Below are 19,352 nucleotides of genomic sequence, written 5' to 3'. Positions count from 1 at the left end.
TCTTCTTCCAAAGGAAGATGCTGGTGCATGTGGAGAACACCTCACATAATAGATAAATTGACTCGTAGTGCTAGTTGAGAACTAGCACTACGAATATTATGCATTGTTCCTCTCCCTTTAAAAATTCATTATACGGATTCAAGGTGCTAAAAAATCTTAATATTAAGAAAATGAACAAGAGAGCTAGGTGTACAACATATGCGTGTTATTTATCTTTCGCTACGAAAAATCCCGTCATCCCCACAGTAAAGCTTGGTGCCAAACTCCAAAGGAAAAATCCCCATCTGTCCATCAATAAAGAAACGATCAAGAAAATCAAAGGCACGAACAACATTACTCCTATGGCAATTTTCTGGTATCGATTCATTCGGCTTCTTCCTTCCTTTTGATTCATTTTTTTTGGCTGTAACTCAAATTTTTTTAGCAAAGCGCTCCCCATTAGTTGAATGAGTACTAAGATGAAAAGGAACAACATTTCACTCAGTTGAAATGTTGCTACCCAAAATATACTTATAACAATCGTAACTATTCAGCCACATGATCAAGTGAGCTGAATATTTTTTGCTTTTCCTGTCTATGATGTGAATATTGATAGACAAGGAGGTGAATCGCATGTTGACGGTACAACAAGCTGTATTTACAGTTGAGAGCTTAATCGGCAAAGTCCAACAACAGAAACAGCTCATTCATCAACTCGTTCAAGAAAATGAACATTTGCGTCACGAAATCAAACAGTTACGCAAAGAAAATGAACAACTCAAGTATCGCGTTCAAGAGCTGGAAGCACGCACGAAAAAAAACAGCTCCAATAGCCATTTGCCCCCATCTTCTGACCGTTTTCACACCCATTCTTCTCGCAAGCCATCTGGCAACAAACCAGGCGGACAAGAAGGGCATCAAGGAACGACGCTCCATCAAGTGGAACATCCACATCATCGCATCATCCATCGTGTGAACGCGTGTCAAGGATGTGGGGCTTCTTTGCGTGAGGTCAAACCGTTCAAAGTCGATGTCCGTCAAGTGTTTGATCTCCCTCCCGTGACGATCGAAGTGACACAGCATGAACGTGAAGTGAAATCCTGCCCACATGGCCGATGTGTTCAACAAGCCGAATTCCCATCCCATGTCACGAATCATGTGCAATATGGTCCACGGCTCACGGCGCTCGTTGTTTATTTGCATCATATCCAATTGATCCCGTACAAGCGTTTAAGTGATACAATCGAAGCGTTATATCAACACTCGGTTAGTACAGGAACCCTTGCCAATATGGTGAAACGAGGTCGCCAAGCGCTAGAATCGAATATGGACATCATCGAAGACGCCTTACTTGAATCCAACATCCTGCATGTCGATGAGACGAGTTTGAGCATCCATGGGAAACTCGCATGGGGCATGTCGCGTGTACATCGAAATATACGTACTTGGCTTCTCACGTTTCTCGTGGAAAGAAAGCGACCGATGACATCGGGATTCTTCCGCGATATCAAGGGACGATGATGCACGATGGGTTCGGTACGTATCCAAAATACACGCAAGCCACCCATGCCCTTTGTCACGCCCATCATTTGCGTGAATTGAAGGGTTTTATCGAACAAGGGCATACATGGGCATCGCGCATGACCACGTTTCTGTTAGCCGCCAAACAGGCCGTCGAAGCTCATCACGGTGCGCTTTCCGAAGAAGAAGCGAAACGATAGGAACGAGTGTATGATCGCATCCTAGCGAAAGCACAGCACCGATTAGAAACGATGACGCCTCTTCCGAAAAAAGCACTCGCTTTTGTTCGACGGCTTCAGAAACGAAAGGAAGAAGCGTTGCGTTTCTTACGTGAAGTGCATGTTCCCTTTGACAACAACCAAGCTGAACGCGATCTTCGCATGGTCAAAGTGAAAGAGAACATTTCGGGTACGTTTCGCGAAGAAACATTCGCCCAGTCGTTTTGCATCACAAGAAGCATCGTTTCCACACTGACGAAACACGAAAAAAACGTGTGAGATTCGTTATGTCTTCTGTTGACGGGCGAAACGCTCGATCGTGTTCTTTCCGCTACGTAGGGCATTTTTTATCACAGGGATGCCCTATTTGTGTTGCGCTTCTTTACACGCTACTATTGGGGTGAATAGTTACAATGATACAATAAGCTTATTGTTACGGCATAAAACTTATTCATTTCGACGCTTTTTGCCTTGACGTATTCTTTTTAGTATTCATAAAAAACGTTTTGTTGAAGCTTTTTTAAAAACTTAGGTGCCCACCAATTGACGTTTCCCATAAGTTTCATTAGAGATGGAACAAGCAATAGCCGAACGATTGTTGCATCAATAAATATAGCTAAAGCTATACCTAATCCCATCTGTCTAACAGGCACAATGCCTGTAAATGCAAATGCTCCTGTTACAATAATCATAATAAGCGCTGCAAAGGTAATCACCCTACTAGTTGTGGATAATCCTTCAATCGTAGCTTTATCATTATCCCCCGTCTTCAAGTAGATTTCTTGAATTTTGGACAACAAGAAAACTTCATAGTCCATAGACAAGCCAAAGACAACTCCAAAAACGAAAACCGGAATCATAAGGGCAATGGTCGAAACCGCTTCAAAACCAAAGTGCCCTTCTTGAAAAATCCATACTAAAAGACCGAATGATGCAATCAAACTCATGATATTCATCACAATTGCCTTTAAAGGAACAACGATTGAGCGAAATGCTATCACTAAAATAACAAATGTAGATGTAAAGACTATCAATAAGCTGTACTTAAAGTTTCCCGAAATTTCATCATAAATCTCTTGATTAAATTTTGGTAACCCTCCCAATAGCACTTCCATCTGACCGTCATTTTTTTCCCAACGTTTCACAAACTCTTTTGCTTCTTCCGAATCAAAATCAACATTTAAACGAACTGTAAAGATTGTTTGATTACCTTTCACCAATCTATCAATAACAGGATCCAATTTTCTCCTCGTTTCGTCGTTGTGCAAAAGCCTATAAAGTTGCTGGTAATTTAAATCTCCCTTGATTGAAAAAATAGAATCGATATTCGCCACAATGTTTTCTTTCCTCAACTTCTGCAACAAATTCTCAATCTGTCTAAGAGATTCTTCCTCAAGTATATTATTTTCCTTCATACGAACAATCATTAAGACTTCTGAATGATTTTTACCCAAAAATTCCTTCTCGTACGTTTCATACGCTATTCTAGTATCATACTTTTTTGGAAGTGCTGTAGCATCTGGGATACTTAGTTTCATTTGAAAAATAGGAATTGAAAATAGAAGTAAAATTCCGAAACTAATCAAAGCCAATTTTCCTGCTCTTTTCATGACAAACTTGGAAAATCGATGCCATACACTCTCTCCACTCTCGTTCACATTTAAAATTTGTAGCCTATTAATATTTCCTCCTATTATAGAGAGAAGAGCAGGTAAAAATGTTAAAGCTATGACCGATGAGAAGATAACAATCACTACTCCGCTAATAGCGACCGTCTTAAAAATCTCAACATCAATAACTAACATGCCAGCCAACCCTAAAATCACGCATAAAGCCGAAAATAAAATAGCTCTCCCTGCTGTTTGTACTGCAACAGCGGTAGCTCCCTTTATATCCGCAGATTTTAACTCTTCTCGAAACCTACTAATAAACAATAAAGCAAAATCAATTCCTAAAGCCAAGCCAATCATTGGAACAATATTCAAAGTAAAAATGGACAACTCTTTATACTGACCGATGAAATACAACGTTCCCATTGAACAACTAACCGCAAGTAAACCAATTACAATTGGAATAAACGCCGCCACAAAACTACCAAATGCGATTAACAAGATAATTAAAGCAATTGGGATTCCAATCATTTCGGCTTTCTTCAAATCCTCTTGACTTGCTTTATTCATGTCCTCATTAATTAATGCAGGACCTGTCAAACGAATGTAAATTCCATCCTCACTTTTTAACTTTCTCTTTAACTCACGGAGTATATCTTCCATATTATTGAATTCTCGGTCAAATCCTAAAACAGCAAATGCTACATTGTTCTTTAGCTGCTCTTCTCGATCATAAGGAGATATAAGACTAACTAATCCCTCTACATTTCGAACACTCTCAAGTTTTTTTTGTATAAAATGTATGAACTCTTCGTATTCTACTTTTTTTTCTTTTTCAAATAAAACAATAACACTGTTATTTGGGAGATTAAACTCTTCACTCGCTATTTTTTGAACTTCTGCATAAGAACCTTTTTTCATCTCGAATCCATCGCCACTAAGCACGTTCGGAAGTTTAAATGCATATGAAACAAGCAAAAATGAAATCATCACCCACAAAGCTAATATAATCCATCGATAAACATACGCCATCTTCCCCAAGCTTTTAAACATGAAATCACCATCTCTCAAAAATATTCACTATAGTTTTCCCGTGAAAATAACGGATCCTTGACCGTTTATTTTCATAACATATATGGTTAGTGAACCTTTCCCATTGATGTTTTAGTACGTCAAAGCTACACATCCTATAGATAAACCGGCAGAAGTTCCGAATAATAACACCAAATCTCCTCTCTTAATCCTGTTATCCTCTATGTAATCGTACAACAACATTGGAAGAGAAGCTGCAATGCAGTTCCCATGTGTAGAAATATGAGAAGCAATTTGTTCTGAACGAAATCCAAACTTTCTAAAAATATCTATTCCATGCTTGCTTGTTTGATGAGGGAACAAATATTTCACATCACTTTGACATATACCACTTTCTGAAAAAAAATCTTTAAAAAAATCAGGAAGTAGACGAACTGCATACCTAAACACTTTCCTGCCATCCATCTGAAACAAATTGTCTTCTATTCTTGTTTTCGGGTCATTTGGGTGTCTTAGCGTACCCCCGCCCTTCACGCAAGTTAAATCGGCTCCCGATCCGTAAGTTTGCATTTTGAAATGTTGAAGAGCGCTTTTTCCATCCTTTTCTGATTTAGTAACAATCGCAGCAGCAGCCCCATCTCCAAATAAAGCCCTTACCTCATTAGAAGTTTTTAGCAATGTTGGACTTGGAGCATCTGAACTGATGATTAAGATGCGATTGTAGACTTGATTATGAATAAGATTAGCAGCCACAAATAAAGCTAATCCGAAACTATAGCACGTCGAATCAACATCAAAACACGGAATTCCTGAATCACCCAAACCTAATTCTCGCTGAAATAAACTAGCTCCACAAGGAATAGACTGTAATGGAGAACCATTGGCACCAATTATACAATCAATCTGTTTCGGATCAATCCCACTATTTTTGATTGCCTGCTTAGCAGCTTTTATACCAAGTGTTAACGCATTTTCTCCATCTTCAAAATTCACATAATGTCTAGAATCAATACCTGTTGCCTTAACAATCCAACCGCTTGTAACATTCATTTGCTCTTCTAATTCTTGACTCTTTACTTTTAATGATCCAACAGCTTTTCCCATTCCAGCAATCTTTACTTTAAACATTTTCATCCCCTCCACAAGCTTTTTCTTCATTCAACCTAATTATAGCCTCACATTTTCACTCATTCACCGCCAACATGGTGTCGAACCCCGCCATTTTTTTTGTCGGATACCGACACGAAATGGCGGACTTCCAAAAAAGAAAATGCCCTCACCGATCCGGTGAAGGCATTCACAACATATGATGCTCTGGAATGAGCCCTAATTGTTTTGCTTTTTCCACTGCTTCTATTCGTGAAGATACGTGCAGCTTTGTGAAGATGCGCGATAAATGTCTTTCTATCGTTCTTTGACTCGTGTGATGTTTTTTGGCAATGTCTTTATTACATAAGCCGTTAGCAACTTCCATTAATAGTTCTTGCTCGAGAGGACTCAGCACAGCCAGTTGTCCGTTTTCATCCATATTTTCTTTTGCTCCACAACGGCACAGCTGACGCAATACATGCACAGGAATGACCGCCTCATCTCGTAGCGCACAGCGAATCGCTGTCACTAATTGCTCGCTTGATGCGGTTTTACTGACAAAGCCTGTAATGCCTGATTCAATGAAATAATTTAAAAAAGGAACAATATCATATCCGGTATAGATGACAATTTTCGCATTCGGCTGTTTTTCGAGAATTCGTTTACTCAATTCGATACCGCTCATATCCGGCATACACCAGTCAAGTAAACATACATCATACGCACGTTGCTCGATCATTTGTTCTGCTTCGCTCGCAGATGTCGTAATGTCTACTTGAAAATCCCCTTCACATTCGAGCACATTTTTCGTACCTTCACAAACAAGAAGATGATCGTCGACAATTAAAATACGAGCCATGCTTCTCTCCTTTCCATACGCTTATAATGGGATGGTGACCGTTATCTCCAATCCAGATCCATGTGATGAATCGATTTTGCATGCTCCACCTAATCCTTGCACACGCTCTTTTATTCCAAATAATCCTAAATTACCATGATGATCATTTAATTTTTCCATCTCTATTCCTATTCCATCGTCTACATAACAAAGTTGAACAGCCTCATCTTGCGCATCCAATACGAGTTGGATCGTCGATGCTTGAGAATGTTTCGCCGCATTGTTTAGTAATTCTTGTATAACCCGATAGATGACTAGCTCCTGCTCTTCTCCTAATTGGACTGGTATGTGAACATTCCACTTTACTTTTATATTCGCACGTAAATGAAATCGGTCAATAAGCTGTGTGATTGCTTGTTTTAATCCCATTTGACTCAAAAATGGCGGCCTTAATTCATGACATATTTCTCTCGTTACATCAATGACATCGAGGATCTCCTCTTCAATATCGTTTAGCTGTTTCTGCATATCTTCCAAGCACATAGGTTGAACAAGCAAGTTTTCTACTTTTCTTCTTAACAAAATTAAATCTTGAAGCAATGTATCATGCAAATCGATCGCCAGTTTTTTTCTTTCCCTTTCTGACCATTGGAACATCAATCGAGTAAACGAAACCGAATGTTCTTTTTCTTTTAAGCGTTCTAACTCTTTCAATAACTCCTCCATTTTTAACATGTTTTCCATCGTCATGCTCGTATAATAAACAATGGTAGATAGCCAGTCTTTTTGATCGGTGCGAAAGGAAAGAGGTCGTTTCTTTTGTCCCACTAACCATAAAGGTGTTTGACGAAATGAGCCGATAAACACGACAAATAAGGAGCGATGTTCAATGACGCGACCGATCGAAAGTGGAGCACCATTTATTTTTTTGACGATATTCGCCCAATGTGCTTGATTGTACTTGAAAGAAGGCGGTTCGTTTATGGACTGAATCACCTTTATTTTTTCCACGTCCAAAATTTCTTGCAATTCCTTTTCCAAACAATACATGGCTCCTTCTACTGTACGCTGTTTTTTCAGTTGTTCACTTATGCGATACAAACTCTCTTCATAAAAATGTTTTTGCATCCGTAATTTTGCCCGCCATTTGCGGTCTAACCATTCTTTTATGTAAAAAGCAGCAAGGACGATGATGTAAACGATAGAAAATAAAACAACAAGTTCAGCCCATTTGCTAGAGCGATGGATCCATTGATTGGACACAATCATTATAAAAAAAGATGGGAATAATGCGAACAAACCGAGATACTTCAACCGCCCGATGGAAAATGGCAGTTGAAACAGTTGATCTGTTGCCATTAAATAAAAGAAAACGGTCGGTAAGGCGAAAAGAAAGATAACCGTTAATTCCGCTGGCAATATCCATTTTTTCATTACTAGCATAGGAAGGCTATAAAAGAAAAGAAACGGGATCGTCGATAAACTAATTGCCAATAACAATCCTTTTATCGTATGTTGCTGTTCATCTTTTTTTAGATCAACGAACCCTTTTCCTAACAAAGCGAGAATGGTAACCGTATTGATAAAAAATGCCGTCAATAACACTTCCATTTCACTTATCGAACGAAACGGTATAGACATCAGTGAAATAATAAACATCACAACGTTAAACCAATAAAGGGAAAAGACGATTTTTTTCGCAAACCATACTTTCTTTTCGTTTTCAAAATAGTTGTAAACAAAATGCAAAAATAGCGGAGGCAGCATGAAAAATGCACCGCTGAATATTTGCCTTCCAAAAGGCGCATGCTTCGCTGATAAGCTGGCACTGATATAACAAAGCCCTGCCGATAACAACAAGTAAATCAGCACGATCGCCGAGTTATTATTTGGTGGCAAACGAAGCAAAAAAACGCTTAAACGAACAGCGAATAGAAAAAAACTCGTCGGCAAAATAATATAATACAACCACTGTTCCGTTCCATGCGCTTGATAGTCAACCGTCAATGTTTGGATTTGATTTTCTCTCTGAACCGTTATTGTTTTCGCTTGTTCAATTGTTTTGTATTCCCGTACAGTAAAATGGGAGAGCGGAGGCTTTCCATCTACTTTTAACACTTGATCATGAATATGAATCCCATGTTTTTTTGCCCAGCCAAACTCGTAAAGGTCGTTAACAATCATATCACCATTCTTGTTTTCTACTACATCCATGCCGATCAATGGGTGATTCACATTTAAAACAGTTAAATATAGCGCTAAAATCGAAGCAACAATCATCGCGATGACTGGTCGTTTCATTGTGATCTACATCCAATATCTAAGCGGATGAATCGATTCGCTAAACGCCTTTATCACCGCTTTTCCCTCTAACTCACTTAAACCAATTAAGCTCACTGTACCATTTTGTAATTTTTCGACGATTTCCGGATGTTCGACTAAAAAACGAATGATTTGTTGCATCACAATTCCCCTCCAACATTACAAAATCATTGTTTTCAGTGCGGATTTATACTTATCATCTACATCTAGTTTTTCGATTTCTTGCCACGCTTTTTCCTTGTAAATTTGGCTCATCACTTTCGCATAATAAATCGCTCCTTCCTGTTCCATTTGCTGAAGCGCTTTTTCTTTTTGGACATACATCCGCTCGTAGTCTATATCGCTGTTGAAATACTGCTTCCACAAGTTATCGTGCTTGCTTTCGAGCATATACAAAATCGGAAGTGACTTTTTCTTTGCTTGAATATCCGCTTTTTTATCCCAGTTGTATAGCGCATCAAGATCATTGTCGATTTGTGCTGCAATACCGATGTAGCGAGCATATGTTTCAATCGCTGCGATGTCCTCTTTCCCTGCTAATAATGCTCCGATGACACAAGCCATCGCAACAAGAGAGCCTGATTTTTTCTCTACCATTTTTACATATTCTGCTTCTGTCTGTACGTTACACGCCACATCAGCCTGTTGTCCGTGTACACTCTGAAGCAAGCAAGACGTAACATATGACAGTGCTTTTAATTTCTTTTCATCAGCAATGTGTGAATGGGCAATTACTTGCTGACCTAATAACAAAAACCCAATCGCAGTATGTACGGTAATCGCATCATCTTTTAAACGATCTTGATCGACTACATCATCAAATAAATCCCCAGCAAGCACGATTAATTCAATAGCCGCTGCGATATATGTTGGGTGATTTCTTTGTGCCGAAAACAAGCCATAATGCAAATAAGCCAACCGTCCAAAAACCAAATCGCTCTCTTTCATATGTTCCTCAATTGCCATCAACATGTGTGCTTTCAGTTGCGATTCCGACATAAATTGTTTCACGATTTCTTTCATTTGCTTCGCTATTTTTTCTTTTTCACTCATCCGATCGCACCTTGCACAAATATTTACAAATAGGGAACATTCGACAAGTTCAATGAAATTCCTTCCTGAAAAATAAAAAGACTTGTCGAAGATTGTGACAAGTCTCGTAAATGCATATTTTAAATCTTTTCACCTAAGTTTATAAAACCCTGAATGCTTTCCTCCGTTCTTCGCAATCTCAAAAGCTCCCCCTGCTCCCTTACCTCCCCCCAGCGAAACCCCACCACTCCGACTCATCTGCTGATACAGTTCTTTCGCGCTTTTCGCAAAGCCTGCCCCTCCTACGGTGGCAAGTCCTGTCCCATGCGCTACTTCCACAGCAGCAACCGCTGTGGCAGGCATTCCAATGACTGCTCCTGTGGCGTTAAGCACTACCCACCTGTACCAATGGCAACGGAATTTGATTAATAATTGAGGTAACAACTCCTTTATTTTGGGTGTTTGGGTGTGTCGTTACCTCAATTGTACCAAAAAGCAGGTGGCAAGCTTTTTGAACAGCATAAAATCAATAAAAATTAAGGGTACGGTTTTAAAACTTTTGACAGTACCAGAGATCTGTAGAGGTTCGGCTTATGGCAAATTTACAAGGAGTAAGGGGAGTGATAGGATTTTTAAACATAACCGCTCCTTGATATCGCTGTTTTTTGGACTTTTTAACCACATCCAAAAGATCTCCATGTCAAGTTGTAATTCTCTAAAATTTTCGAGTTTGAAGGCCATATGGTCAGTCAAGATTGTTGAAATATCAGTACTTTTCTAATTCAGTCTCCAAGTCTCTAAGTAGAGTATCTACTTCTAATACAGCTGAATCATGATTATTCCAAAATATAGATAATTTATAACCATCCTTTTTTATGCCAGGCAACCAGTCATTAATAAATTCATCTAAATCAATGCTTTTCGGTGTATAATCGGACCATTCCTCAATAGAACAAAGCTCCGCAAATTCTTTTTTTGGCCAAAACGGCATTAACATTTTCCCTGTATCGTCTTGAGATATTGCCCAACCATCATGATATAGCCCCCAAACCTCTTCGAAGTCAACAACTTTCTTGATAAAGTACTCATATCTTTTATTAGCAGGTAGTTTTATAACAGCTTCAAGTTCCTTGTTAATCATCCTATCACTCTCCATTATTTTTCTTCTTCTTTCCATAACCATCATGCTTATGCTGAGTTCTATGATTCTTAATCATTTGTAAGTCGCTGTGCTCATACCCATATCCATTTCTTGCTTCATAGCCCCTTCTATGGGCAAGTTCATATCCCTGGGGTACTCTTATATTTTTCCTCTTTCCTGCTGCTATTTCGTTCATATCACGTTTAATTTCGCCACGCAATGCTGATGAAACTTTATTATCATTTGCTATCTCTTTAAGTCTTGCTTGTTTTCCTGACCTACCAGAGTTTTTGACGACAGGTTGGTTAACATTCTCCGTTCTCGTACTTTTCCTGCCAGAAACCCCATCACTCCGACTCATCTGCTGATACAGTTCTTTCGCGCTTTTCGCAAAGCCTGCCCCTCCTACGGTGGTAAGTCCTGTCCCATGCGCTACTCCTACAGCAGCAACCGCCGTGGCAGGTGTTCCAATAACTGCCCCTACTCCTGTAGCGTTAAGTACTACGCCACCTGTACCAATGGCAATATAACTTGTCGTTTCCATGACGCCTGCGATTGTTGCCACTGCATGTCCGAACGCTTGCCCTGCTTTGTACGCCGTCGGATGTTTACTGTAATCTGAGCGCTTTTGTACAACGTTTAACGTCATATCCGATAACGCTGAATCGCCTGCACCTGTGACAAACTCTTTTGTACTTTCCATCGGATGTTTCTTAAAACTATGCCATGATTGTTCTGTACGTTTCGCTACGGACAGAACGGTTTTTTCGGCATGTTGTCCTGTGTTCATTATACTACGAGTAGCTTGTTTAACGGCAAGTCCTGCTTTCTTTTCTAGTTGGTGAACACCGTGTTCAAGCGTTTTTTCTGTATCTTTCAACGTTTGTTTAACAGAACGAACAGCTTCAGATGTAGCTTTTTTTACATCATGAACGATATGTTTTGTCACTCGTTCTGTTTTCTTTTCCGCCTCATGAAACGCTTTTTGCGCTTTCTGACTAATATGTACCGTGTCTTTGATCGCCTGTTTCGTTACTTGCTCCACTTTCTTTTCCGCATGATTAACCGTTTGATGTATCGCTTTCTCTACTTTTTTTACATCATTAGCGATGTGCTTGCTTGTTTTTTCTATTTTTTTCTCCACTTTCTCAAAAGCCTCTTTTGCTTTTTGGCTAATTTGAATCGTATCTTTTACAATTTGTTTGGTGACTGATTCCGCTTTCTTCTCCACTTGTTGAATCGTCTTTTCTACCTTTTTGAAGTCGTTGGCAACATGTTTCGTCGTCTGTTCGATCTTTTTACTGACTGAATGCCCCCATTTGCTTAATGAACCCCAAAAAGACATACGATTTGCTCCTCCAATCGTAACATAATGGAAATAGTCTTACATTTTATGAGTTTACTATACAAAAAGTTCATGGGAGGCGGGCAACGAAATTTTTTCGATAAATTTTGTACTTTTCGACAGATTTTATAGAGCAATATTTGTTCGATCATCATTACTAAAGTTTCACCATGTATTCTTATTTTTGTATCACTTACTACCCAATAGAACGATTAGCATTGCAATAAAATTCTATACTTGTTGAAATCGTATATGTTGCACCATTATAGAAATATTTTCCTGACACTGTAATGACATATGTGCGACCACCATCAATTAATTCCGCATTATATCCTGTCTGTGTCCACGTCCCACTGCCAGATGCTTTTGAGGAGATCGATTTCACTCCCGAAAACAGTTGTCTTTTATGAACATCACTATACTGAGTTTCAAAAGTTCCTGTCACATACAAAGTTTGAACGGTTTGTCCAACTTGGATCGTTGTTGTTTTCGTCTTTGATGCAATCGATTGAGGAGTAATCGTCCCCGATTCTTTTATCCCCGTTTGATTGGAATTTGCCAATGAATCTTTTCCTATGCCAAATAAAATTCCTCCAACAAGCATTACCGCTACTGCTACACTGATCAATTGACGAATCATCTTAAAAATTCCTCCTTTCGTTTTAATAGTTTGATTATACTTCACTTTTTTCCATTCTTCACCGCCAACTTATGTCGGAACCCCGCCTTCTTTTGGCGGTGTGCACGCCAATTGAGCTGATCGAGTCGCTACCGCAGGGTCGGGGAGGAAGGCACATGTTGAATCCTCATTGATGCCGAAAAGATATCGTCATGATAATATGCTTCGATATGATCGAAATCCGTTTTTCCTGTGGCAAGCAAGCACATCATCGATCGAATGACGTCGCTATGGGAAATGTGCACCTCTCGACGAACGGTTGGAATCCGAAGCGCGTTTACTCGTTTATCCAGTTTCGTTTGATGGAGTAAGTAGACAATGAAAGCAAGCCTAGGGCTTGGGGTAATCGCTTCATCTGTCAATACAAAACGAATCGGGAAATCTTTCATGACATTCACCTACTTTTGATGCGTCAACGTTGTTTTTCCTTATGGTATCAATGGTTCGCATCTATTGTAAAAATGCTTTGTCACGGATTCAGATATTCAACTACAGAACCTTATTTTTTATCATCCTTCGTTACTTTTGAAAGTTTAAAAATACCAACTAACAGACAAATCATACTTCCTGCCCATAATGCCCCTGATTCACCTAAAAGAAGGGAAATTTCTTCTGACGCCATCGGATGATTAATGTCAAAAGAAATTGCTTTTAATGCCAAATATACAGCAATAAAGAACGATACAAAATGCACGAAAATCCAAAGAAATGCTGCTCTTTGTGTGGTATTCCTTCTCCAAAGAAAAATTAATGTAATAATTGCAATGAACATTACTGTGGAAAAACCATCAATTAACATGTTCATCACTTCTTCTTCCAAAGGCAGATGCCGATGCATGTTAAGAACACCTCACATAATAGATAAATTAACTCGTAGTGCTAGTTGAGAACTAGAACTACGAGTTAAGACATTTATTCTTCATAAAAATATCCTCCTTATATATTTTTCCTATTCAACCTCATTATACCTCCATTTTCTCCCTCCTTCACCGCCAACTTGTGTCGGAACCCCGCCATTTTTTTGACGGTGCGCCCGCCAATTTTGGCGGACTGGACAAAAAACGCCCTCACCGATCCGACAAGGACATAAAAACCCCCATCCAATGCTTATGCATTAGATGGGGGATTCGTTTTATGCGCGCAATGTGGCGCCGAATTGTTGTTCGACCGCTTTGATCACTTGTTCGTGAACGTTTGTGACTTCTTCATCTGTTAATGTCCGCTCTGGGTCGTAGTAGCGGAGCGAGAAGGCGATCGATTTTTTTCCTTCTGGAAGGCGGTCGCCTTTGTAAACGTCGAAAATCGTTACTTCTTTTAATAGCTCTCCGCCTGCTTCAATAATTGCTCGCTCGAGGTCACCTGCTACGATATGCTCATCAACGACAAGGGCAATGTCGCGCGTAATCGACGGGAAGCGTGGAATCGCTGTATAGCGAATGTCACCTACTTCCGCTTTTAATAAAGCTTCAAGGTCTAGCTCAAAAACGTACGTTTCTTTCAAATCAAATTGTTTTTGCACGTTCGGATGTAGCTGACCGATAAAGCCGATTGTTTTGCCGTCCAACAACATATCGGCTGTACGTCCTGGATGAAGGTACTCGCGTTTTGCTTGCTTGTATTCGATGCGGCTCTCTAATCCTAGCAACGCAAACAAGCCATCTACAATGCCTTTTGCGACATAAAAATCAACTGCTTTTTTCTCTCCTTGCCATAAATGGGCATGCCATACACCTGTCAGAACGCCTGCGAGACGTTCTTTTTCGTTCGGCAGTTCATGTTCGCCGTTAGCTAAGTATACCGAGCCGATTTCATATAGCGCGACGTTTTCGACTTGGCGAGCGCGGTTGTAGCTTGCCGCCTCTAGCAAGTGTGGCACTAAGCTTTGTCGTAAGACGCTGCGCTCTTCGCTCATCGGCAATGCTAGGCGAATTGGTGTAGCTGTTTCAAGCGCAAACATCGTCGCTTTTGCTTCGTTTGTGAGCGAGTACGTAATCGCTTGGAACAAGCCCGCATCTTCTAAATAACGGCGCACGTGGCGACGCTTTGCTTGATATGGCGTGAGTTTCCCAGGCTTTGCCTCGCCGATCGGCAATGTTGCTGGTAAATGGTCGTATCCATATAAACGCGCCACTTCTTCGATGATGTCTTCTTCAATTGTAATATCTGCACGACGTGACGGAACAGTAATCGTAAACGTACCGTCATGTTCTGTAAATGTAAATTGCAAGTTCGTCAAAATGCCTGCGACTTCTTCTTTCGTAATTGTTGTGCCAAGCACGCGATTGATACGATCTAACGTAATCGTAACGACGACTTCTTTTTTTGTTAGCGTGTTGACTTCGACAACGCCGCCAACGACTTCGCCGCTAGCATATTCCGCCATTAACGCAGCTGCGCGGTCAAGCGCTTCTTTCGTGCGCGCAGGATCAATTCCTTTTTCAAAGCGTGTGCTCGACTCGCTGCGCAATCCGTGATCTTTGACCGCTTGGCGAATCGTCGCCCCGTTAAAATATGCCGCTTCAATAAATACGTTTACTGTTTCATCACATACTTCCGAATTCGCACCGCCCATCACACCAGCTAAAGCGACAGGCTCTTTCCCGTTTGTGATGACGAGATGCTCTTCTGTCAGCGTGCGCTCTACATCATCAAGCGTCACGATCGTTTCACCGGCTTTTGCGCGGCGAACGACGATTTCTTTTGAACCGAGCCGGTCGTAGTCAAACGCATGAAGCGGCTGACCGTATTCAAGTAAAATGTAGTTCGTAATATCAACGACATTGTTATGCGGGCGGATGCCGGCCGCCATTAAGCGCGCTTGCATCCAAAGCGGAGACGGACCAATTTTCACGTCTTTCACGATGCGTCCTGCGTATAGCGGATTGTCTTCTGGCGCATCGACGCGGACAGAAATATAATCGTGAACGCTTTCGCTGTTTTCGTGAAGTTCGATTGTCGGAAGCTTTACACTTCTTCCTAAAATCGCTGCCACTTCATAAGCGACGCCGATCATGTTTAAACAATCGGCACGGTTTGGTGTTAAACTAAGTTCTAGCACTTCGTCATCTAAGTAAAGTAATTGTAGCGCATCGGCTCCGACTGGCGCATCGCTTGGGAAAACGAAAATGCCGTCGGCGTATTCTTTCGGCACTAACTTTGACTCCACGCCAAGTTCTTGTAACGAACAAATCATGCCGTTCGATTCTTCACCGCGCAGTTTGGCGCGTTTAATTTTAAAGTTGCCAGGCAATACGGCACCAACTTTAGCAACAGCGACCTTTTGTCCTTTTGCGACGTTCGGCGCCCCGCAAATAATTTGCACCGGCTCTCCTTCACCAATATCGACGAAACATTTACTTAATTTATCGGCGTTCGGATGTTGTTCACGCTCAAGTACATGTCCGATGACGACACCTTGTATTCCTTTATTGCGCACCTCGACGCTTTCTACTTCAATGCCTGCTTTCGTGATGCGATCGGCTAATTCTTTTGCGGTAATGCCTGCTAAATCAACGTATTCCTGTAGCCATTTATATGAAACGAACATCGCCAACCCCTCCTTTTACACCCGATGAAATTGTTGTAAGAAACGAATGTCGTTTTGATAAAAATGACGAATATCATCAATGCCGTATTTTAACATTGCAATACGCTCCGGACCCATACCGAACGCAAAGCCGGTATATTTTTTCGAATCAAATCCTGCCATTTCAAGTACGTTCGGATGAACCATCCCTGCCCCTAAAATTTCAATCCAACCTGTTCCTTTACATACGCTACAACCGTTTCCGCCGCAATTAAAACATGAAACGTCGACTTCAACAGACGGTTCTGTAAATGGGAAAAAGCTTGGGCGGAAGCGAATATCGCGATCTTCGCCAAACATTTTGCGCGCAAATTCACGTAACGTTCCTTTTAAATCGCTCATGCGAATGTTTTCGTCTACAACAAGTCCTTCGATTTGTGTAAATTGATGGGAATGCGTTGCATCATCGTTGTCGCGGCGATACACTTTTCCCGGGCAAATGATTTTTACAGGACCGCGCCCTTGATGTTTTTCCATCGTTCTTGCTTGCACAGGTGACGTATGCGTACGCAATAAAATTTCCTCTGTTATATAAAACGAATCTTGCATATCGCGCGCAGGATGACCTTTTGGCAAATTGAGCGCTTCAAAGTTGTAATAATCTTGCTCTACTTCTGGACCTTCAGCAATCGTATAGCCCATGCCGATAAACAAATCTTCAATTTCTTCAATAACGCGCGTTAACGGATGATGGTTGCCGCGTCTGATCGGGCGCCCTGGAAGTGTCACGTCAATCGCTTCAGACGCCAATTTTTTCTCGACTTCTGCTTGTTCAAGCGTTGCTTGCTTTGCCTCTAACGCTCGTTGAATCGCTTCACGCACGTCGTTGACAAGCGCTCCCATAATTGGACGTTCTTCAGGCGACAGCGCCCCCATCCCGCGTAGCACTTCCGTAATTGGTCCTTTTTTGCCGAGATACGCCACACGCACATCATTGAGCGCTTTTAAATCATTTGCCTGTTCAATTTTTTCAAGCGCTTCTTGTTGAAGCTGTTGTAACCGCTCTTTCATGGAATACCCTCCCTTGTTATGTATAAAAATAAAAAACTCGCCCCTTAAGTAAGGGACGAGTGCACTCGCGGTACCACCCTTGTTAGCCATGTCGTTCGCATAGCTCACTTCATTCAGATAACGGTTTACACCGGAACGCCTTTACATTTTGCATGCGCAAAATGGTCCAAGCGCCAACTCCCGAGGTGAATTCACTTGCTTCTACCATAAAAACGCTCGCAGTCTATGGCGTTTTCTCCCTGAATGGCGATCGGCAAGTTACTCTTCTCGATCATCGTTTTTTGTATGATGAAATTCTTCATTTATTATAAGCAAATAGGCAATAAGGTGCAAGGTGGTGATACAAACATGTGTTTATTTTTTCTGCAAATGGTAAAGTAAAATCCCTGTTGCAACGGCTACGTTTAACGATTCTGCCTTCCCGTAAATCGGCACATATAAATTTGTTGCCGTCTGTTGTAGCCACTTATCGCTTACTCCGCTTCCTTCATTTCCAACAATTAATGCAAACGATGAAGAAGGAGATACAGAACGGTAGTCTACCCCATTTTGAAGCGATGTTCCATAAATGGGGATATGCTTGTTTTGGAAGCGAGCGATCCATTGCCCAATATCTCCTTTTATAACAGGGAAGTGAAACAACGAACCTTGCGTGGCGCGAATCACTTTTGCATTGTATACATCTGCACTTCCTTCCCCAACAACGACAACGTCTATTCCTGCAGCATCTGCTGTGCGAATAATCGTCCCTACATTCCCGGGATCTTGTACGGCGTCAATGAACAATGCCGTTTGTATATGATCAATGTTCCAATGCAGTTGTTTACATACCGCTGCGATGCCTTGCGGTGTTTCTGTATCGCTAATCGCTTTGATCACATCGTCGATCACAATCGTCATCGGAATATGGGCAATGTTCCAAGTTGCTGGGATGATCGCATGCTCCGCAACAATCAGTTCTTCGATATGAACGCCACTTTTGACCGCCTCTTCTACTAAATGAAACCCTTCAATGAGAAACAGACCGGTTTTGTCGCGTCCTTTTTTCGTTAAAAGTTTTTTCCATTGCTTTACTCGCTCATTTTTCGGCGATTCAATTCGTTTCACTCGTTGTTCCCCCAATGTTTCGCAATAAATTCATCGCGGCCTGAGGCAGCGCGGTCTTCTTTATAATGTTTCGGATTTTTTTTATGGTAATTTTGATGATAGTCTTCTGCTGGATAAAACGTTGTCGCAGGTAAAATTTTTGTCACAATCGGTTTTGAAAAACGTCCGCTTTCTTCTAGTTGTTTTTTCGATTGCTCCGCTAATGTTTTTTGTCGCTCATTATGATAAAAAATCGCTGTTCGATATTGTGGACCACGATCATGAAATTGTCCACCGTCATCCGTTGGATCAATTTGACACCAATATAACTCCAACAATTTTTCATACGGAAACACATCTGGATCAAACGTAATTTGCACCGCTTCATAATGTCCTGTCGTTCCTGTTTTCACTTGTTCGTACGTCGGATGTTCCACATGACCGCCTGTGTATCCGGAAACAATGCCATAAATGCCGTCAAGTTCTTCAAACGGAGTGACCATGCACCAAAAACATCCGCCAGCAAATGTTGCTTTTTCCATGTTTCTCTCTCCTCTTTTATGAATAGTAGTTACCATTATAGCAAAAACTACTTACGCAATACATAAAGAATGGAGTGAAAACAATGGACTTTAATTTACGCGGTGCCGTCATGGCAAACGTCGCAAACAGCTCAAAAGACCAGCTTGAGCATACGATCGTTGATGCGATTCAACAAGGCGAAGAAAAATATTTACCTGGTCTTGGCGTTTTATTTGAAGCGTTATGGAATCACGCAACAGAGGAACAAAAACAATCAATGCTTGCCACATTAGAAGAAGCCGTAAAAAAATAGCCTTCGCGTTGAAGGCTATTTTCACATT

General features: G+C 40.9%; 17 protein-coding genes, 2 pseudogenes and 1 other annotated feature. Of the genes and pseudogenes, 2 read left to right on the top strand and 17 right to left on the bottom strand.

All coding sequences use genetic code 11. The annotated features are described in order from the left end of the window. Positions 1 to 205 precede the first annotated feature (205 nt). Complete coding sequence (locus tag HNQ82_RS10185) at positions 206 to 367, bottom strand: hypothetical protein (RefSeq protein WP_183249325.1); 162 nt, start codon at positions 365 to 367, stop codon at positions 206 to 208. Positions 368 to 612: 245 nt separating this feature from the next. On the opposite strand from HNQ82_RS10185, the pseudogene tnpC reads away from it, so the two are divergent. Beyond that, a pseudogene (tnpC, locus tag HNQ82_RS10180) lies at positions 613 to 1,997 on the top strand (IS66 family transposase). Between the two features lie 206 nt (positions 1,998 to 2,203). Here tnpC and HNQ82_RS10175 read toward each other — a convergent pair. The 16 genes and pseudogenes from HNQ82_RS10175 to msrA form a co-directional block, all read right to left on the bottom strand. Beyond that, positions 2,204 to 4,381, bottom strand: coding sequence for an MMPL family transporter (locus HNQ82_RS10175; protein ID WP_183249323.1), 2,178 nt, complete (start codon positions 4,379 to 4,381; stop codon positions 2,204 to 2,206). Positions 4,382 to 4,492: 111 nt separating this feature from the next. Next, positions 4,493 to 5,488 carry a 3-oxoacyl-[acyl-carrier-protein] synthase III C-terminal domain-containing protein gene (locus HNQ82_RS10170; protein ID WP_183249322.1) on the bottom strand — a complete coding sequence of 332 codons (996 nt, stop codon included), beginning with the start codon at positions 5,486 to 5,488 and terminating at the stop codon, positions 4,493 to 4,495. Positions 5,489 to 5,657: 169 nt separating this feature from the next. Next, positions 5,658 to 6,308: a response regulator transcription factor gene (locus HNQ82_RS10165; protein WP_183249319.1), complete on the bottom strand. Its 651-nt coding sequence runs from the start codon at positions 6,306 to 6,308 to the stop codon at positions 5,658 to 5,660. Positions 6,309 to 6,329: 21 nt separating this feature from the next. Then, positions 6,330 to 8,588, bottom strand: a complete 2,259-nt coding sequence (locus tag HNQ82_RS10160) for an ATP-binding protein (protein WP_183249317.1) — start codon at positions 8,586 to 8,588, stop codon at positions 6,330 to 6,332. A gap of 6 nt (positions 8,589 to 8,594) precedes the next feature. Beyond that, positions 8,595 to 8,750 (bottom strand): competence pheromone ComX, encoded by a 156-nt coding sequence (gene comX, locus HNQ82_RS10155; protein WP_183242144.1) that lies wholly within the window; start codon positions 8,748 to 8,750, stop codon positions 8,595 to 8,597. Between the two features lie 18 nt (positions 8,751 to 8,768). Then, positions 8,769 to 9,662 (bottom strand): polyprenyl synthetase family protein, encoded by an 894-nt coding sequence (locus tag HNQ82_RS10150; protein ID WP_183249315.1) that lies wholly within the window; start codon positions 9,660 to 9,662, stop codon positions 8,769 to 8,771. A 129-nt stretch (positions 9,663 to 9,791) separates the two neighbouring features. Next, complete coding sequence (locus tag HNQ82_RS10145) at positions 9,792 to 10,034, bottom strand: hypothetical protein (RefSeq protein ID WP_183249313.1); 243 nt, start codon at positions 10,032 to 10,034, stop codon at positions 9,792 to 9,794. 373 nt (positions 10,035 to 10,407) lie between these two features. Beyond that, positions 10,408 to 10,782 (bottom strand): DUF2750 domain-containing protein, encoded by a 375-nt coding sequence (locus tag HNQ82_RS10140; RefSeq protein WP_183249311.1) that lies wholly within the window; start codon positions 10,780 to 10,782, stop codon positions 10,408 to 10,410. Positions 10,783 to 10,786: 4 nt separating this feature from the next. Continuing rightward, complete coding sequence (locus HNQ82_RS14565; RefSeq protein ID WP_246348988.1) at positions 10,787 to 12,127, bottom strand: polymorphic toxin type 8 domain-containing protein; 1,341 nt, start codon at positions 12,125 to 12,127, stop codon at positions 10,787 to 10,789. 196 nt (positions 12,128 to 12,323) lie between these two features. Further along, positions 12,324 to 12,767, bottom strand: a complete 444-nt coding sequence (locus HNQ82_RS10125) for a hypothetical protein (protein WP_221261119.1) — start codon at positions 12,765 to 12,767, stop codon at positions 12,324 to 12,326. A 131-nt stretch (positions 12,768 to 12,898) separates the two neighbouring features. After that, positions 12,899 to 13,195: pseudogene (locus HNQ82_RS10120) on the bottom strand (IS1380 family transposase); the annotation flags it as partial. Between the two features lie 110 nt (positions 13,196 to 13,305). Then, positions 13,306 to 13,644 carry a hypothetical protein gene (locus HNQ82_RS10115; RefSeq protein WP_183249307.1) on the bottom strand — a complete coding sequence of 113 codons (339 nt, stop codon included), beginning with the start codon at positions 13,642 to 13,644 and terminating at the stop codon, positions 13,306 to 13,308. A 294-nt stretch (positions 13,645 to 13,938) separates the two neighbouring features. Continuing rightward, complete coding sequence (pheT, locus tag HNQ82_RS10110) at positions 13,939 to 16,353, bottom strand: phenylalanine--tRNA ligase subunit beta (protein ID WP_183249304.1); 2,415 nt, start codon at positions 16,351 to 16,353, stop codon at positions 13,939 to 13,941. 15 nt (positions 16,354 to 16,368) lie between these two features. Beyond that, a complete protein-coding gene (pheS, locus tag HNQ82_RS10105; protein ID WP_183249302.1) occupies positions 16,369 to 17,403 on the bottom strand; it encodes a phenylalanine--tRNA ligase subunit alpha in 1,035 nt (344 codons plus the stop codon). A gap of 48 nt (positions 17,404 to 17,451) precedes the next feature. Beyond that, positions 17,452 to 17,687: a binding site (T-box leader), on the bottom strand. 70 nt (positions 17,688 to 17,757) lie between these two features. Further along, complete coding sequence (locus tag HNQ82_RS10100) at positions 17,758 to 18,510, bottom strand: TrmH family RNA methyltransferase (protein ID WP_183249300.1); 753 nt, start codon at positions 18,508 to 18,510, stop codon at positions 17,758 to 17,760. After that, on the bottom strand, positions 18,507 to 19,031 hold the full coding sequence (msrA, locus tag HNQ82_RS10095; protein WP_042534097.1) for a peptide-methionine (S)-S-oxide reductase MsrA: 525 nt from the start codon (positions 19,029 to 19,031) through the stop codon (positions 18,507 to 18,509). Before msrA ends, HNQ82_RS10100 begins: the two co-directional genes overlap by 4 nt. Before the next feature lie 83 nt (positions 19,032 to 19,114). Between msrA and sspI the strand changes: the two genes are divergently transcribed. Then, positions 19,115 to 19,324, top strand: coding sequence for a small acid-soluble spore protein SspI (gene sspI / locus HNQ82_RS10090; RefSeq protein WP_032100298.1), 210 nt, complete (start codon positions 19,115 to 19,117; stop codon positions 19,322 to 19,324). Positions 19,325 to 19,352 lie beyond the last annotated feature (28 nt).

It is taken from the genome of Anoxybacillus tengchongensis (genome assembly GCF_014201585.1).
Lineage (GTDB): Bacteria > Bacillota > Bacilli > Bacillales > Anoxybacillaceae > Anoxybacillus > Anoxybacillus tengchongensis.
This window is presented reverse-complemented; position numbering and strand designations above follow the sequence as displayed.

Coding starts and splice junctions, on each gene's coding strand:
- HNQ82_RS10185 (WP_183249325.1), bottom strand. CDS start 367: ATGAATCGATACCAGAAAATTGCCATAGGAGTAATGTTGTTCGTGCCT.
- HNQ82_RS10175 (WP_183249323.1), bottom strand. CDS start 4,381: ATGTTTAAAAGCTTGGGGAAGATGGCGTATGTTTATCGATGGATTATA.
- HNQ82_RS10170 (WP_183249322.1), bottom strand. CDS start 5,488: ATGTTTAAAGTAAAGATTGCTGGAATGGGAAAAGCTGTTGGATCATTA.
- HNQ82_RS10165 (WP_183249319.1), bottom strand. CDS start 6,308: ATGGCTCGTATTTTAATTGTCGACGATCATCTTCTTGTTTGTGAAGGT.
- HNQ82_RS10160 (WP_183249317.1), bottom strand. CDS start 8,588: ATGAAACGACCAGTCATCGCGATGATTGTTGCTTCGATTTTAGCGCTA.
- comX (WP_183242144.1), bottom strand. CDS start 8,750: ATGCAACAAATCATTCGTTTTTTAGTCGAACATCCGGAAATCGTCGAA.
- HNQ82_RS10150 (WP_183249315.1), bottom strand. CDS start 9,662: ATGAGTGAAAAAGAAAAAATAGCGAAGCAAATGAAAGAAATCGTGAAA.
- HNQ82_RS10140 (WP_183249311.1), bottom strand. CDS start 10,782: ATGATTAACAAGGAACTTGAAGCTGTTATAAAACTACCTGCTAATAAA.
- HNQ82_RS14565 (WP_246348988.1), bottom strand. CDS start 12,127: ATGTCTTTTTGGGGTTCATTAAGCAAATGGGGGCATTCAGTCAGTAAA.
- HNQ82_RS10125 (WP_221261119.1), bottom strand. CDS start 12,767: ATGATTCGTCAATTGATCAGTGTAGCAGTAGCGGTAATGCTTGTTGGA.
- HNQ82_RS10115 (WP_183249307.1), bottom strand. CDS start 13,644: ATGCATCGGCATCTGCCTTTGGAAGAAGAAGTGATGAACATGTTAATT.
- pheT (WP_183249304.1), bottom strand. CDS start 16,353: ATGTTCGTTTCATATAAATGGCTACAGGAATACGTTGATTTAGCAGGC.
- pheS (WP_183249302.1), bottom strand. CDS start 17,403: ATGAAAGAGCGGTTACAACAGCTTCAACAAGAAGCGCTTGAAAAAATT.
- msrA (WP_042534097.1), bottom strand. CDS start 19,031: ATGGAAAAAGCAACATTTGCTGGCGGATGTTTTTGGTGCATGGTCACT.
- sspI (WP_032100298.1), top strand. CDS start 19,115: ATGGACTTTAATTTACGCGGTGCCGTCATGGCAAACGTCGCAAACAGC.